Annotated in this window: 14 protein-coding genes; 12 read left to right on the top strand and 2 right to left on the bottom strand. The window is 72.5% G+C overall.

Going from position 1 to position 15,525, the window contains the following annotated elements:
* Positions 1–135 precede the first annotated feature (135 nt).
* The 9 genes from FZ103_RS03870 (at position 136) to FZ103_RS03830 (ending at position 11,060) form a co-directional block, all read left to right on the top strand.
* Complete coding sequence (locus tag FZ103_RS03870) at positions 136–1,455, top strand: ABC transporter substrate-binding protein (RefSeq protein ID WP_155998924.1); 1,320 nt, start codon at positions 136–138, stop codon at positions 1,453–1,455.
* The gene (locus FZ103_RS03865; protein WP_155998923.1) at positions 1,442–3,598 is read left to right on the top strand and encodes a hypothetical protein; all 2,157 of its coding nucleotides are present in this window, start codon (positions 1,442–1,444) and stop codon (positions 3,596–3,598) included. The genes FZ103_RS03870 and FZ103_RS03865 overlap by 14 nt, the downstream gene beginning before the upstream one ends.
* An 85-nt stretch (positions 3,599–3,683) precedes the next feature.
* Positions 3,684–5,078: a Gfo/Idh/MocA family protein gene (locus FZ103_RS03860; protein WP_155998922.1), complete on the top strand. Its 1,395-nt coding sequence runs from the start codon at positions 3,684–3,686 to the stop codon at positions 5,076–5,078.
* 10 nt (positions 5,079–5,088) lie between these two features.
* The gene (locus tag FZ103_RS03855; protein ID WP_155999043.1) at positions 5,089–6,003 is read left to right on the top strand and encodes a carbohydrate ABC transporter permease; all 915 of its coding nucleotides are present in this window, start codon (positions 5,089–5,091) and stop codon (positions 6,001–6,003) included.
* A 178-nt stretch (positions 6,004–6,181) separates the two neighbouring features.
* Positions 6,182–6,952, top strand: coding sequence for a carbohydrate ABC transporter permease (locus FZ103_RS03850; RefSeq protein WP_255429755.1), 771 nt, complete (start codon positions 6,182–6,184; stop codon positions 6,950–6,952).
* A gap of 138 nt (positions 6,953–7,090) precedes the next feature.
* The gene (gene hemL / locus FZ103_RS03845; RefSeq protein ID WP_186355774.1) at positions 7,091–8,380 is read left to right on the top strand and encodes a glutamate-1-semialdehyde 2,1-aminomutase; all 1,290 of its coding nucleotides are present in this window, start codon (positions 7,091–7,093) and stop codon (positions 8,378–8,380) included.
* Between the two features lie 297 nt (positions 8,381–8,677).
* Complete coding sequence (locus FZ103_RS03840) at positions 8,678–9,316, top strand: histidine phosphatase family protein (protein WP_155998920.1); 639 nt, start codon at positions 8,678–8,680, stop codon at positions 9,314–9,316.
* Positions 9,317–9,808: 492 nt separating this feature from the next.
* Entirely contained in the window at positions 9,809–9,907 is a 99-nt protein-coding gene (locus tag FZ103_RS03835) for a 30S ribosomal protein bS22 (RefSeq protein ID WP_013155353.1), read from the top strand.
* Positions 9,908–10,037: 130 nt separating this feature from the next.
* Positions 10,038–11,060, top strand: a complete 1,023-nt coding sequence (locus FZ103_RS03830; RefSeq protein WP_155998919.1) for an NAD-dependent epimerase/dehydratase family protein — start codon at positions 10,038–10,040, stop codon at positions 11,058–11,060.
* Between the two features lie 38 nt (positions 11,061–11,098).
* On the opposite strand, the gene FZ103_RS03825 is transcribed toward FZ103_RS03830, so the two are convergent.
* Positions 11,099–11,854, bottom strand: a complete 756-nt coding sequence (locus tag FZ103_RS03825) for an HAD family phosphatase (RefSeq protein ID WP_255429754.1) — start codon at positions 11,852–11,854, stop codon at positions 11,099–11,101.
* Positions 11,855–12,205: 351 nt separating this feature from the next.
* On the opposite strand from FZ103_RS03825, the gene FZ103_RS03820 reads away from it, so the two are divergent.
* The 3 genes from FZ103_RS03820 to FZ103_RS26150 all read left to right on the top strand — a co-directional run bounded on the left by FZ103_RS03820 (position 12,206) and on the right by FZ103_RS26150 (position 14,958).
* The gene (locus FZ103_RS03820; protein ID WP_155998917.1) at positions 12,206–13,444 is read left to right on the top strand and encodes a putative quinol monooxygenase; all 1,239 of its coding nucleotides are present in this window, start codon (positions 12,206–12,208) and stop codon (positions 13,442–13,444) included.
* A 250-nt stretch (positions 13,445–13,694) separates the two neighbouring features.
* Complete coding sequence (locus FZ103_RS03815) at positions 13,695–14,390, top strand: DUF2993 domain-containing protein (protein WP_155998916.1); 696 nt, start codon at positions 13,695–13,697, stop codon at positions 14,388–14,390.
* A gap of 205 nt (positions 14,391–14,595) precedes the next feature.
* Positions 14,596–14,958, top strand: coding sequence for a thioredoxin family protein (locus FZ103_RS26150; RefSeq protein ID WP_155999041.1), 363 nt, complete (start codon positions 14,596–14,598; stop codon positions 14,956–14,958).
* Positions 14,959–15,337: 379 nt separating this feature from the next.
* Here FZ103_RS26150 and FZ103_RS25075 read toward each other — a convergent pair.
* Positions 15,338–15,525 (bottom strand): hypothetical protein (locus FZ103_RS25075; protein WP_222936490.1); only part of this gene is annotated, 188 nt, incomplete at its 5' end.

Raw genomic sequence — 15,525 nt, 5'->3', positions numbered from 1 at the left:
CGCCGTGTTGCAATTACACCGGTGTAAAGATGTGTTACACGCCACATCGGTCGCGGCGTCCTGCCGCGGGCGGTAGGGAGTGGGGCGCTCGTAGCACTCTCGGCGACCTCATCGGCGTGGCGAGGGAGACAGCTCATGCGGCAACTACCGACCACCGGCGGGCGGGGCGTCCGCCCCCGGACGACCTTCCGCCTGGCGGCGGCCCTTACCGGCGCCGCGATGATGACCACGGCCTGCGGCGGGGGTTCGGGCGACAGCGGGGAGGTGACGATCCGCTTCTCCTGGTGGGGCAGCACCGAGCGGGCCGAGATCACCAACCAGGCCGTCGACGCGTTCGAGAAGGCGCACCCGAACATCACCGTCGAGACGGAGTCGATCGACTTCGAGTCCTACTTCGACCGGCTCTCCACATCGGTGGCGGCGGGCGACGAACCCGACGTGATCACCATGGGCGGCGCGTACCCGCGCGAGTACGCCGAGCGCGGCGTGCTCCTCGAACTCTCCGAAGTCTCCGACCACCTGGACCTCGGCGCGCTCGATGAGAAAGCGCTATCCAACGGCGAGTTCGACGGCGAGAACTACGGCGTGCCCACGGGAGTGAACACCTTCTCGGTCGTCGCCAACCCCCGGATCTTCGAGGAGGCGGGGGTCGAGCTCCCCGACGACGACTCCTGGAGCTGGGAGGACTACGCCGCCATCGCCGAGGAGATCTCGGCCGGCACCCCCGACGACGTCTACGGCTCCGAGGACCCCACCCAGCCCGACACGCTCGACCTCTACGCCAACCAGCACACCGGCCAGGGCCTCTACTCCCCCCAGGGCGGGGTCGCCATCGAGCCCCCGACGGTGGAGCGGTGGTTCGGCCTGACCACGGGGATGACGGACGCGGGTGCCACCCCCTCGGCGAGCATGACCGCCGAACTCGCGGCGCAGGCGGCACCGGAGCAGACGCTGCTCGGCCAGGGGCGGGCTGCGATGAAGCTGGCCTGGTCCAACCAGCTCGCCGCCTTCCGCGAGGGCTCCGGCGACGACCTGGTGCTGCTGCGCGCGCCCGGCGAGACCACGGCCCAGGGCACCGGCATGTGGCTGCAGGCATCCCAGCTCTACACGATCAGCAAGCGCAGCGAGCACCCCGAGGCCGCGGCCAAGCTCGTGGACTTCCTCGTCAACGACCCGCGCGCCGCCGACTTCATCAAGTCCGACCGCGGCATCCCGGCCAACCCCGAGATCCGCGCCCACCTGGAGGGCGATCTCACCGCCTCCCAGCAGGTCGAGTTCGCGTTCGTGGACCGCATGAGCGGGCTCGTCGACGGCGACTTCGTCATCGGCCCGACCGGCTCCACCGAGTCCGTCGACCTGCTGCAGCGGGTCAACGACGCCGTCCTCTTCGGCCGGCAGTCGCCCGAGCAGGGCGCGAAGCAGTTCGTCACCGAGCTGAAGAATGCCGTCTCCTGAGCCGGCCGGCGACCTCTCCGGCGGCCCGCGCCCGAGGGCCGCCGGAGGGATCGACCGGCGATCCGTGGTGGCGCGGCACCGCGTCGAGACGGCGGGCATCGACCCCGACGCGGCGCTGTCGGTGGGCAACGGCGAACTGTGCATGACCGTGGACGCCACCGGCCTGCAGACGTTCCCCGGCCGGTACCCGGTGGCCGACCCGGCCGGCGGGGTGCCGGGCACGCTGCTGAGCACCCAGTCCCAGTGGGGCTGGCACAGCACACCCCGCCCCGCGGGCGCCGACCTCTCCCGCACCGTGCGGCCCTATCGCACCCCGCGCGGCGATGTCGGCTACGTGGACTCCGCGCCGCTGGACGGCTCCGACGACTCCGCGCTCGACGAGGGGACCCGGTGGCTGCGTGCCAACCCTCACCGGTTGGACCTGCTGCGGATAGGCCTGGTGGTGCCGCACGGAAGCGGCCACCGCGCGCCGGAGGCGGCGGAGCTGGGGCGGTGCCGTCAAGATCTGGACCTGTGGACCGGTGTGGTCCGCAGCTCCTTCACCCTGGCCGGTCGGCCGCTGCGGGTGCGCACGGCCTGCCACCCGGGCGAGGACACCCTGGCGCTCCGCATCGAGCCCGTCGGGCACGACCCGGCGGAACCCGGCGTCGCCGTCCGCCTGGCCTTCCCCTACGGATCGCAGTCGTGGAGTAACGCTGCCGACTGGTCGCGCCCAGGCGCCCACTCCAGCGACGTCGAGCGGGTGCCCGGCGGCGTCCTGGTGCGGCGGCGCCTCGACGGGCGCCCCGACCCGCTCTACCGCGTGCGGGTGCGGACCTCGCCGCAGGCCGCCGTGGACCGAACCGGCGAGCACGAACTGCTCGTCATCGCGCAGGACGGCGTACTCGAACTGGCGGTGACCCTGGCCGAGGGCGGGGGCGGCGATCCCGCGGGTGCGGACGCCGGCGCCGTGTTCGCGGCGAGCCGGGCGCACTGGCCGGCGTTCTGGGACCGCGGAGCGGCGATCGACCTCGCGGGCAGCACCGACCCGCGCGCCCAGGAGCTGGAGCGCCGCGCGGTGCTGTCCCAGTACCTCACCGCGATCCAGTGCGCCGGCTCCCTGCCGCCGCAGGAGACCGGGCTGACCTGCAACAGCTGGCGCGGCCGGTTCCACCTGGAGATGCACTGGTGGCATGCGGCGCACTTCGCGCTGTGGGCGAGGCCCGATCTGCTGCGTCGCAGCATGGGCTTCTACCGGCGGATCCTGCCGGCGGCCCGGGCCACCGCCGCGTCGCAGGGCTACCGCGGCGCGCGCTGGCCCAAGCAGGTCGGTCCCGACGGCCGGGAGAGCCCTAGCTCGATCGGGCCGTTCCTGCTCTGGCAGCAGCCGCACGTCATCCACTTCGCCGAGCTGCTGCGCCGGGCCGGCGGCGGGGACGCCGCCGAGTACGGCGACCTGATCGAGGAAACCGCGGACTTCATGGCCGACGTCGCCGAGCCCGCGGCCGACGGGTTCTCGCTGGGCCCGCCCCTGGTGCCTGCGCAGGAGTCCTACGCCGACCTCCGCGACCGGGCCCACGACCCTCCGTTCGAAATCGCCTACTGGGCGTGGGCGCTGGGCGTGGCCCAGCAGTGGCGGGTGCGCGCCGGACTGCCGCCCGAGCCCCGCTGGGAGGAGGTCCGCACCCGGATCCGCCGCCCGCTGGTGCGCGGCGGCCTTTACCCCGCCATCCCGATCGAGCCGTTCACCGTCCGCGCCGACCACCCGTCCATGGTCTACGCGCTCGGCCCGGTGCCGGACACCGGACTCGCCGATCGAGAGGCGGTCCGGGCGACCCTGCACGACGTGCTCGCCGACTGGGACTGGGCCAGCACGTGGGGTTGGGACTATCCGGCACTGGCCATGACCGCGGCCCGCCTGGGCGAACCGGAGACGGCGGTCGACGCCCTGCTGCGCGACACCCCGAAGAACCGATACCTGCCCAACGGCCACAACCGGCAGACCGGCACCCTGCCGGCCTACCTGCCCGGAAACGGCGGCCTGCTGGCCGCCCTGGCCCTGATGGCCGGGGGTTGGGACGGCGACGGCGGCGCGCACGCCCCCGGGTTCCCGCGCGACGGGACGTGGTCGGTGCGGCACGAGGGCTTCGTGCGATCGCCGTGACGACCGTCCCCCGAACCGCCGCGCAGAACATCCACGCCGACATCTACCGACACCGCTACGTCACCCCGAGGACGCAAGGAGCAGCATGACCCAGATCCGCCGGTACGCAGTGGTCGGCACGGGCGCGCGGGCGCGGTTCTTCATCACCGCCCTGGCCGGGGAGTACGCCGACACCGCCGACCTGGTCGCCTGGTGCGAGCCCAACCCGGCGCGGATGGACCACGCCGACAGCCTCCTCGCCCGACACCGCCCTGACGCGCCGCAGCCCGCGCGCTACGCCCCCCGGGACCTGGAGCGCATGGTCGCAGAGCAGCGGGTGGACGCGGTCGTGGTGACCAGCCCGGACTGGACCCACGCCGAGACGGTCGCCCGCGCCATGCGGGCCGGCGCCGACGCCGTCCTGGAGAAGCCGCTGACAACCTCGGTCGAGGGCTGCCGCCTGATCGCCGCCGCGGCGCAGGAGACCGGCCGCTCCCTCGTGGTGACGTTCAACTACCGCTACTCGCCGCGCAACGCCGCCCTGAAGGAGGTGCTGGCCTCGGGCCGCATCGGCGACGTCACCTCGGTCCACTTCGAATGGGCGCTGGACACCATGCACGGTGCCGACTACTTCCGCCGCTGGCACCGCGACAAGACCCGCTCGGGCGGGTTGGCCGTGCACAAGGCCGGCCACCACTTCGACCTGGTCAACTGGTGGCTGGCCGACGCTCCCCGATGGGTGTTCGCCAGCGGCGGCCTGCGGTTCTACGGCGATGCCAACGCCCGCGCCCGCGGGCTGGGCGAGCGCCCCGCCCGCGGCACCACCGACCCGCCCAGCAGCGATCCCTTCGCCCTCGACCTGCGCGACGACCCGGTGCTGCGCTCGCTCTACCTCGACGCCGAGGTCCACGACGGCTACATCCGCGACCGCGACGTCTTCGCTCCGGGCATCACCATCGAGGACAACGTGGCCGCCATGGTCTGCTACGGCCGCGGCGCGGTGCTGACCTACTCCCTGAACGCGCACAGCCCGTGGGAGGGCTACCGGGTGACGGTCAACGGCACGGCCGGGCGCGCGGAGCTGGAGGTCGTCGAACGCAGCGCGGTGCTGCCCGGCCCGGACGGGCGGTTCGTGCTCGACGCCAGCTCGGTCGAGGACACCGCCGACGGCGACGAGCGCCGCAGGGGCGCACGCCTGACCGTGCAGCGGCACTGGGAGAAGGCGCAGCCGGTGCCGATCGCCGAGGACGGGCCCGGCGGGCACGGCGGCGGCGACGCACTGCTGCTGCAGGACGTGTTCGGCACCCCCGCCGCCGACCCGCTCGGCAAGCGGGCCGGCTTCGGCGACGGCCTCGCCTCGGTCGCCATCGGCCTGGCGGCCAACGCCTCGATGGACTCCGGCCTCCCGGTGCGCATCGCCGAGCTGGGGCTGCCCGAGCAGGCGGACCCCGCCCCCGCGGGGACGGGCGCGGAAAGGGGGCACCGTGTCGGCGATCGGTGAGCTCGCGGCCCTGCGGCGCACCAAGTCCGCCCGAGCCAACCCCAGCCCGGCCGAGCGCGGCGACAACAAGGCCGCCGCGGTGTTCCTCGCGCCGTGGTTCGTCGGCCTCGCCCTGATCACCGTCGGACCGATCTCGGCGTCGCTCTACCTGTCGTTCACCGACTACAGCCTGTTGGATCCGCCGGAATGGACCGGCCTGGACAACTACGCCGCGATGGCCGGCGACCCGCGGCTGTTCACGTCGCTGCGGGTGACCTTCACCTACGTCTTCGTCTCCGTCCCGCTGCAGCTGGCCGCCGCGCTGGGACTGGCGCTGTTCCTGGACCGCGGGCTGCGCGGGCTGGCGATCTACCGCTCGGTGTTCTACCTGCCGTCGCTGCTGGGCGCCAGTGTCGCGGTCGCGATCCTGTGGCGCCAGATCTTCGGCAACGCCGGACTGATCAACCAGCTGCTGGGCGTCTTCGGCGTCAACGGCCCCGGCTGGATCGCCCACCCCGACTACGCGCTGGGCACACTGATCGTGTTCAACGTGTGGACGTTCGGCTCGCCGATGGTGATCTTCCTGGCCGGGCTGCGCCAGATACCCAAGGACCTCTACGAGGCCTCCGCCATCGACGGCGCCGGAAAGCTCCGCCAGTTCCGCGCCGTCACGATCCCCCTGCTGACACCGATCATCTTCTTCAACCTGGTCCTGCAGATCATCTTCGCCTTCCAGGCGTTCACCCAGGCCTTCATCGTCAGCGGAGGAACGGGCGGCCCGATCGACTCGACGCTGTTCTACACGCTGTACCTGTACGAGGAGGGCTTCGGCAACCTCCACATGGGCTACGCGTCGGCGATGGCCTGGCTGCTGCTGGTGATCATCGCGGCGCTCACCGCGGTCAACTTCTTCGCCTCCAAGTACTGGGTCTTCTACAATGACTGAACCCGACCTGCTGGGAGCAGGCACCCCGGAAACCCGCGGCCCGGCGCGCAAGCCGGCCGCGCGCAGCCGCCCGTCGGCGCCCGCGGGAAGCGCGGGCGAGGCCCGGCGCCCGATCGAGTGGGGCCACCTCCTGCGCCGCATCGCCAAGCACGCCCTGCTGATCACCGCCGGGCTCGTCATGATCTATCCGCTGCTGTGGATGGTCGCCAGCTCCGTCAAACCCAACGCGCTGATCTTCCGCGACCCGTCGCTGATCCCCACGCAGCTCGACCTGGGCAACTACACCGAGGGCTGGAACGCGCTGGGCCACCCGTTCACCCACTACCTGATGAACTCTCTGGTGATCGTGGCGGGCGCGGTGCTGGGCAACCTGGTCTCGTGCTCGATGGCCGCCTACGCCTTCGCGCGGCTGAACTTCCGCGGGCGCAAGCTGTGGTTCGCCATCATGCTGATGTCCATCATGCTGCCGATCCACGTGGTGATCGTGCCCCAGTACATCCTCTTCTCGTCGCTGGACTGGATCAACACCTACCTGCCGCTGGTGGTGCCCAAGCTGCTGGCCACGGACGCCTTCTTCATCTTCCTGATGGTGCAGTTCTTCCGCGGCATCCCGCGCGACCTGACCGAGGCGGCCCACATCGACGGCGCCGGGCACGGGCGGATCTTCCTGCAGATCATGCTGCCGCTGTCCACTCCGGCGCTGGCCACCACGGCGATCTTCACCTTCATCTGGACCTGGAACGACTTCTTCAGCCAGCTCATCTTCCTGACCGACCCGGAGATGTACACGGTCCCGGTCGCGCTGCGGACATTCGTCGACTCCACCTCGGACAGCTCCTGGGGCTCCCTCATGGCGATGTCCGTGGTCTCCCTCGTCCCGATCTTCCTGCTCTTCCTGTTCGGCCAGCGGTACCTGGTCCGGGGCATCGCCACGACCGGCCTGAAATAGCGCCGCGCCGCGGTCCCCGGACCGGCGGCGGCGCGGGAGGCGCACGACGAGCCGGGGTGCCCGCCGCCGCGGGGACACGGCGGGCACCTCCTGTGGACAGGGCGGCGGCAGCCGGCCGCGGCTGCCACACTTGGGGGCGTGGGTACACGAGACACTTCCGCCGAGCTGTTCCAGCGAGCCAGCGCCGTCGTCCCCGGTGCGGTCAACTCCCCCGTCCGCGCATTCGGAGCGGTGGGGGGCACACCCCCGTTCATGGCCTCGGGCCGGGGGCCCTACCTCACCGACGCCGACGGCAACACCTACGTCGACCTGATCTGCTCCTGGGGTCCGCTGATCCTCGGGCACGCCCACCCGGCCGTGGTCGAGGCGCTGACCGAGGCCGCGGCCAAGGGCACCTCCTACGGCACGCCCACCGCCGGAGAGGTGGAGCTGGCCGAGGAACTCGTCGCCCGCGCGCCCGTCGAACAGGTCCGGCTGGTCAACTCCGGAACCGAGGCCACCATGTCGGCGATCCGGCTGGCCCGCGCCGCCACCGGGCGCGGCAAGGTCGTCAAGTTCGCCGGCAACTACCACGGGCACGTCGACGCGCTGCTGGCATCGGCGGGATCGGGCGTGGCCACGTTCGCGCTGCCGGACTCGCCGGGCGTCACCGGCGCCTCCGCCGCCGACACCGTGGTGCTGCCCTACAACGACATCGCCGCCGTGGAGCGCGTCTTCGCCGAGCAGGGCGAGGACATCGCCTGTGTGATCGCCGAGGCCTGCCCCGCCAACATGGGCGTGGTTCCGCCCCGCGACGGCTTCAACGCGCGGCTGAAGGAGATCGCCGCGGCCAACGGCTCCCTGCTGGTGCTGGACGAGGTCCTGACCGGGTTCCGCGTCAGCCGCTCGGGCTGGTACGGCCTGGAGGGCGTCGCCCCCGACCTGGTCACCTACGGCAAGGTCATGGGCGGCGGGCTGCCCGCGGCCGCCTTCGGCGGGCGCGCCGAACTGATGGAGCTGCTGGCTCCGGCCGGGCCCGTCTACCAGGCGGGCACGCTGTCGGGGAACCCGCTGGCCACCGCGGCGGGGCTGGCCACGCTGCGCAACGCCACCGACGACGTCTACGCGCGCATCGACGCCGCCGCCGACCAGGTCGCCTCCGCTGTGGAGCGCGAGCTGAGCGCCGCGGGGGTCGAGCACCGCGTCCAGCGGGGCGGCAGCCTGTTCACCGTCTTCTTCACCGGCGATGAGGTCACCGACTTCGAGGGCGCCCGCGCACAGCACCTCGGCAGGTTCGCCGCCTTCTTCCACGCGATGCTCGACCAGGGCGTCTACCTGCCGCCGGCCGCATTCGAGGCGTGGTTCCTCTCGGCGGCCCACGACGACGCCGCGATCGACCGCATCATCAGCGCACTCCCGCGGGCGGCCCGCGCGGCGGCCGAGGCGTAGGCCGGGACCTCCCCGGGGAAAGTCCGGTCGCCGATCCCTCCGGTGACAGCCCTGCGCGGTCGCCGGAGGGATCCCGGCACCGCGAGGGGCGGAGCCGGCGCGTCCCCGTGAGCAGGCGGCGGGTGTCCGGTGAGCCTCCGGCCGCCGGGGCTCGATAGATTGGATCTCGACACCCCGTACGGCGACGCCCGGCCTTTCGTACCCGTCCGAGGGACGTGTCCGCGCCTCGGACGGCCGCGACTGCTGCCCGAACAGCGCCGCCCCCGGAACGAGCTGAAGGGAATCGGTCGCCCGCACATGAGTACGACCACCGTTGTCCATCTCCTCAGGCACGGCGAAGTCCACAACCCGGACGGGATCCTCTACGGCCGGCTGCCGGAGTTCCACCTGAGCGAGAACGGCACGGAGATGGCCGTGCTCGCCGCGGAGTGGCTCGCCGGACGCGACATCGCCGCGCTGTACTCCTCGCCGCTGGACCGCGCCAAGGAGACGGCCCAGGCCGTTGCCGACGAGTTCGGTGTGTCCATCCGGCTGGACGAGCGGCTGATCGAGGCCGGCAACACCTTCCAGGGGATGACCCTGTCCTCCCGGTCGGTGCGCGACCCGCAGGTGCTGCGCCGCCTCTACAACCCGTTCCGGCCCTCCTGGGGCGAGCCGTACTCGCGCATCGTCGCCCGCATGGTCGACGTGATCAAGGTGGTGCGCAAGGAGGCGTGGGGCCGCGAGGCGGTCTGCGTCAGCCACCAACTGCCCATCTGGATGGCGCGCCGCGCGGCCGAGAAGAAGCGGCTGTGGCACCGCCCCGACCGGCGGCAGTGCAACCTGGCCAGCGTGACGTCGCTGACCTTCGAGGAGCACCGGCTGGTCAGCGTGGGCTACGCCGAACCGGCCGCCGACCTCTACCGCAGGAGCGGCCCCCTCGTCCCGGGAGCCTGAGCCGGCGCCGCGCGCTTGAAGGCGGTGGTGGGTGGCGGAGCGCTTGCGTTAGGGGTGGTGGTGGGTGACGGGCATGTGGGGGAGTGGCGCGGAGCGCTTGCGTTAGGGGTGGTGGTGGGTGACGGGCATGTGGGGGAGTGGCGCGGAGCGCTTGCGTTAGGGGTGGTGGTGGGTGACGGGCATGTGGGGGAGTGGCGCGGAGCGCTTCCGTTAGGGGCGGTGGTGGGTGACGGGCGGGAATGCATACCCCTCCCCCCGTGTTCCCCCCGAGGCGGACCGGCGAAGGGGCCACCTCTGCGCCGAACGCATTGTGCGTCGCGGTAGGCTGGTCCCTCGGGTGCGGCGTATTTCATCGGCGCGCGGTCCCGCGCGCTTCGTCCTTGCGACGGATCCCGCCGCATTCTTCCGCCGGTTCCGCACGCGCGCTGCCGCCTGAGCAGTGTGCGAGGCGGGCCGTCATGTCATCAGGTCCGCTGGCGAGAGGTGAGCCGTATGGGTTCCGTCATCAAGAAGCGCCGCAAGCGTATGGCGAAGAAGAAGCACCGCAAGCTGCTGAAGAGGACCCGGGTCGCGCGCCGCAACAAGAAGTAGTCGCCAATCCGGCAGAGGTCGGCCTCTCCGCGGGCACCGGACGCAGCAGCCGCGGCTGCAGCGCTGCGGAACGGTCGCCGCGGAGGCCTCTCTGTTCCCCGCCGGAAATCCCCGACTCGTGGAGGCGTTGATGGGCCGCGTCGTTCTGGTAACCGGGGTCTCCCGCTATCTGGGGGCCCGACTGTCGGAGGCCATGGCGGCCGAGCCCGGGGTCGACCGGGTCGTCGGCGTCGACGCCGCACCGCCGCGCCATCCTCTGGACCGTGTCGAGTACGTGTCCGCCGACCTGCACGGCGGCAACCTCGCCCAGGCGGTCGTGGACTCCGGCGCCGACACCGTGCTCCATTTGGGGCTGACCCCCGCCGGCGCCGACTCCGGCGGCCGGCCGGCGTCGGTCGCGGGCAACGGCAACATCCTGGGCACCATGCAGCTGCTGGCCGGCTGCCAGCGCTCCCAGGCGGTCTCGCGCCTGGTGGTGCGCTCCAGCGCCGCCGTCTACGGGCAGTCGGCGCACGACTCGGCACTGTGCACCGAGGACCGCGAACCGCGCAGCATGCCGCGCTCGTCCTACGCGCACAACGCCGCCGAGGTCGAGGAGCACACCGGAATCCTGGCCCGGCGCCGGCCCGACATGTCGGTGGCCGTGCTGCGCTTCGCCAGCTTCATCGGTCCTTCGGTCGACACCCCGCTGACCCGCTATTTCGGGCTGCGGCTGGTGCCGACAGTGCGCGGCTACGACCCGAACATGCAGTTCATCCACGAGGACGACGGCATCGAAGCGGTCCGCCGGATGGCGCTGAGCGAGGTCTCGGGCGTGTTCAACGTCGCGGGATCGGGCTCGCTGCCGCTGTCGCACTGCCTGCAGCGAGTGGGGCGGCGCCGGTTCGCCATGCCCGAGCGCGGACTGCGCATGCTCGGCGGCCTCGCTCGGCGCGGCAAGTTCGATTACTCGCCCGATCAGCTGCGGCTGCTGTGCTCCGGCCGCGTCGTGGACTTCAGCAAGCTGGAGCGGGTGCTGGGCTGGTCGCCGGCCTACACCTCCCAAGAGGCGTTCGAGGCCTACCTGAGCGAGCGCGGCGGCGGTCCCCGCGAGCAGGGCGCCGCTTCCTCGCACGGCAGCCCGCAGCGGATCCGGCCGGCGCTGGGCGCCTGAGCCCTTCCGCCGGGCTTTCGCCGCGGTGCCGACCGCCGTCAGCGGCGTGCGCGGCGGCGCAGCACGCTCATCGTCACACCCCCGGCCACGGCCCCGGCCAGCGCCGCGGGCACGCCCACGCGCAGTGCGGTGCGGTGGGTGCGGAACTCGTGCACCGGCCAGCCCCGGGCGTGCGCGTGGTCGAGCAGGGCGTCATCGGGGTTGACCACGTTGGGGCGGCCCACCGCGCACAGCAGCGGGAGATCGTTGCTGGAGTCGCTGTAGGCGGTGCAGGAGTCCAGGTCCACACCCTCGTGGCGGGCCAGCGACTCCACGGCCGCCGCCTTGGCCGGGCCGTGGAGCAGGTCGCCCACCAGGCGGCCGGTGTAGACGCCGTCGACGGTCTCGGCGACGGTGCCCAGCGCGCCGTCCAGCCCCAGGCGGCGCCTGATGATGTCGGCCAGCTCCACCGGCGTGGCGGTGACCAGCCAGACGCGCTCGCCTGCCATGAGATGGCGGCGGACCAGGTTCCGGGTGCCGTCCCAGATGCGGTCGGCCATGGTGTCGTCGTAGATCTCCTCGCACAGGTTCACCAGGTCGTTGACGTCGTGGCCGGCGACGAAGGCGAGGGCCGCATCCCGTGCGGCGTCGATCTGCTGGGGGTGCTCGGTGCCGCTGGCGCGGAAGAGCAGCTGCCCCCAGGCGAAGCGCAGCAGGTCGCGGGTGGTGAACAGGTCGCGGGCGGCCAGGCCGCGGGCGAAGTGGTAGATCGATGCGCCGCGCATCAGGGTGTTGTCGACGTCGAAGAAGGCCATGGGGGCGCCCGTGCGCGCCGCCGCGGCCGCAACGTCGGCCGTCAGCGGCCGCACGTACGCGCCGCGGGCGCGGTCGTCGCCCCGCCCGGCCTCTGCGGCCGCGGCCGACGCTTCCCCGGCGAGGGCGGCGCGGCCACGGTCGTCTCGACGGAGATAGCGCCACATACCTCCGAGCCTAAGACGTCGGTGCGCACCCCCGGACAACCGAGCGGAAACCGCGGTGTGTCCGGTGAGGTAACTCACATGTCAAACGCCTGTTTCCGTGCAAACGGAGGTGAGTGCGGCAAAACGGTCAGGCGATATCGGGTCCGGATTCACGCCCGGGGCCGCGAGTGCACCATCATTAGCGGGATGGTCGAGGTTGGACTGGCATTCGTCTGCGCCTTGGTGGCCTGGAGCGCCACCGCGGCGCTGATCGCCCGCGGCTCCCGGCGCCCGCGGCTCTTCACGGCTGCCTGGGCGGCGTCGGCGGTCGCGCTCGCGATCGCCCTCAGCGCCGCCTTCCCCGGCGCACTGCTCGGATTCTCCGAATCCACCTTCCGCGCCCTGCAGATCGGGGTCGGACTGCTGGGGCCGCTGCTGACCGGCTGGGGCGCCGTCGAGTACGCCGTGCACTCGCCGCGCGCCCGCTTCGGGACCCGCCTTGTCGTGACCACCCTGGGCGTCGTGCCGCTCGTGGTGCTCACCATGGACCGGCTGCGGGGGAACTTCGACAACAGCTACCCGGTCATGAGCGACCACTACGACACCATCCCCGCCTTCGCGCTGGGGCTGGTGCACATCTTCGCCGTGGTGGCGCTGGCGGCCTGCGCCATCGCGGTGTCCCGGCGGCTGCGGGACAACCCCCGGCGCGCCCAGCACGACCTGTCGGTGCTGGCGCTGATGGGACTGGCGGTGCTACTGGAGATCATCGTCAGCCGCTTCGGCCTGGGCATTCTCGGCCAGTTGCTGATGATGGGCGCGATCGCGGCATTGTGGGTGGGCTTCCTGCGGGCCGTCGACCCCCCGCGCGAGCGCCCGAACCGGCGGGCCCGCGGCCGCTCCCGGTCGGCCCGCGGCGGTGCCGGTGACGAGCGCGACGGCAGCGGCGCTGCCGACGATGAGGAGGACGGTGTGTGGGGCAGGCGCCGGCGGCGTGACCGCGACGACTACGACGATTACGCCGACTACGACGATTTCGGCGAGCCCGACGGCGGCGCCGGCGACCGCGACGAGCGCGGCCCGGTGGCGGGCCGGGCGCCGGCCCCGCGCCAGCAGCGGCTGCTCGGCGTGATCACCATCTACACGCTCGCCGACGGCCGCGCGGACGCCTTCGACGAGGCCGCCGAGGAGGTCGTCGACGAGGTCGCCCGGCGGGAACCCGACACCCTGCTGTTCGCCTGCCACACCGTGCCCAGTGCGCCGCTGCAGCGCATCGTCTATGCGATGTACCGCGACGAGCTGGCCATGGAGGAGCACGAGCAGCAGCCGCACGTCCTGGAGTTCGGCCGCCGCAGCGCCGCCGCGGTCGTGGCCACCAACGTGATCGAACTCTCGCTCTCCGGGGCCTCGGCCACCGACAACCTAGCCAGCATGCTCATGCCGCGCTAACCTCGTCGTCGGCGTGCGGCCGGTGCCGCCCGTTCGGCCCCTTTCCTCCCCGGCCCGGCCCCGGCCCTGGGTACTCCCTCAGAGTTCGCTGTGAGATCCCCCTGGGACCCGGAGTGACGAAACGGGTGAAGTACCCTTCCATGCAAGTACCGAGCTTTGGGCGCCCTCCGACGCCGCCGTGGCGTGCCCGCCGGCCGGATGTCGGAGCCGGGCGGGGCGCCGGAACCAACAGGAGCGTGCTGGTAGCCCGATGCGTAAGTTCCTCGTCTTCGTGATCTTCGTGCTGATCGTGGTGGCCGTCGCCGACCGCGGGCTGCACTACGCGGCCGAGAGCGAGATCGCCTCCCGCGTCGAGCAGCAGTACGAGATGACCTCCGAACCGGAGGTCACCATCGGCGGCTTCCCCTTCCTCACCCAGGCGATCAGCGGGGAGTACGAGGAGATCCGGATCGTCACCGGGGCGATCGTCGTCGAGGACGTCCAGCTGGAGCGGGTCGACATCACCGCCCTCGACGTCAGGGCGCCGCTGTCCGATCTGATGACCCAGCCCAGCGTGGTGGCGGGCACGGCGGAGGCGAAGGTCATGCTGCCCTACAGCGAGCTGCAGAAGCGGCTTCCCGAGGGCATCGTCATCGAGAACGAGAACGGCCGCCCGCGCATGGCCGGCGACCTGGCGATGGGGCAGTACAGCACGCCCGTCTCGGCCGACCTGAACGTCGCCGTCGAGGGCGACAGCATCGTCGTCTCCCCCTCCGACATCGAGATCGGCCAGACCCAGTTCGGTGGCAGGGGGCTGGTCGACGACCTGCTGTCGCTGGAGGTCCCCGTCCCCGAGATGCCGTTCGGCCTGCAGGTCGAGGGCATCAAGGCGCTGCCCAACGGGGTCGAGGTCACCGCCGAGGCCAGCGACGTCCAGCTCGTCGGCGGCTCCCCCCTGCAGGGGTAGCCTCGTGGACGCGGGTGCACCGGGCACCGAGGCCCTGGCCGGCGCCGCGGCCCTGGCGGCGGTGCTGATCGTGGGAACGGCCATCGGCCTGCTGCGCCGCCGCCTCGACGGCCGCTTCCGCGCCGTCGGAAGATCGGCGCGCGGTGCCCGCGGGCAGCACCCGCCGCAAGCGCAGGCGCAGTCGGTTCACAAGGAGGCGGCCGGCATGGACGCGCAGCACTCCGGCGGGCAGACCGCGCCCGGGACGGACGCGCCGCCCGGCGCGCTGACCTCCGCCGACCTGGGTGCGGGGCTCGGCGAGCGCGCGACCCTGGTGCAGTTCTCCACCGCCTTCTGCCAGCCCTGCCGCGCGACCCGGCGCATCCTGGCCGACGTGGGCGCCATGGTCGAGGGCGTGGCCCACGTCGAGATCGACGCGGAGTCCCACCTGGACCTGGTGCGCCGGCTCGACATCGTGCGCACCCCCACCGTTCTGGTGCTCGACGCCGCTGGGCGCATCACCGAGCGGGCGAGCGGGCAGCCCCGCAAGGCCGACGTGATCGCGGCGCTGGGCGAAGCCATCCCGTAGACCCGATGCCGTTCGTTCGGGTCCGGGAGTGGTAGCCCTCGGAAGCATTAGCCCTCCGGGAGTGTGGCGGCGAGGGCGGTGGTGGGCTCGGCCCGCGGGGATCGGTTGGGGTGCTCGCCGGTGGCGGTGGGCGACGGGGGCGGCGACGGCGGGGGTTCGGGTCGGCGGCCACCGGCTGATGACTGCGTATGGCCCGATCACCCGACGAAGCGGCGACGACAGCGCAGGGCTTGGCCCGCGCGCATCGGTTCGGGTGCCCGCCGGTCGGGCTTGCGACGGGGCGGCGATGGCCGGCGGGGCCTGGGCTGGGCGGTGACCGGTTGCCGGCGGCGGACGGCGGGCCGCCCGACGGGGGCGGCGAGGGCGGTAGTGGGGCGGCCTACGTCGTGTTCAAGGAGTCGGTCACCACAGGAGGTTGCGGCAATGGGGCTGTGATGCGCGAAGCGCTGTGCGCCAGCTTGCCGCCGAGCGCACGGTGCACTTTTGTGCCGGAGGTCCGCCACCGGTGGTACGGCTCCACCTGGGAAGAACCGCGTGCGCTCGGCGGCAAGCTGTGATCGCGCTTCG

It is taken from the genome of Streptomonospora sp. PA3 (assembly GCF_009728995.1).
GTDB lineage: Bacteria > Actinomycetota > Actinomycetes > Streptosporangiales > Streptosporangiaceae > Streptomonospora.
Note: the sequence above shows the minus strand (reverse complement) of the source record. Positions and strands in the feature narration are given on the sequence as shown.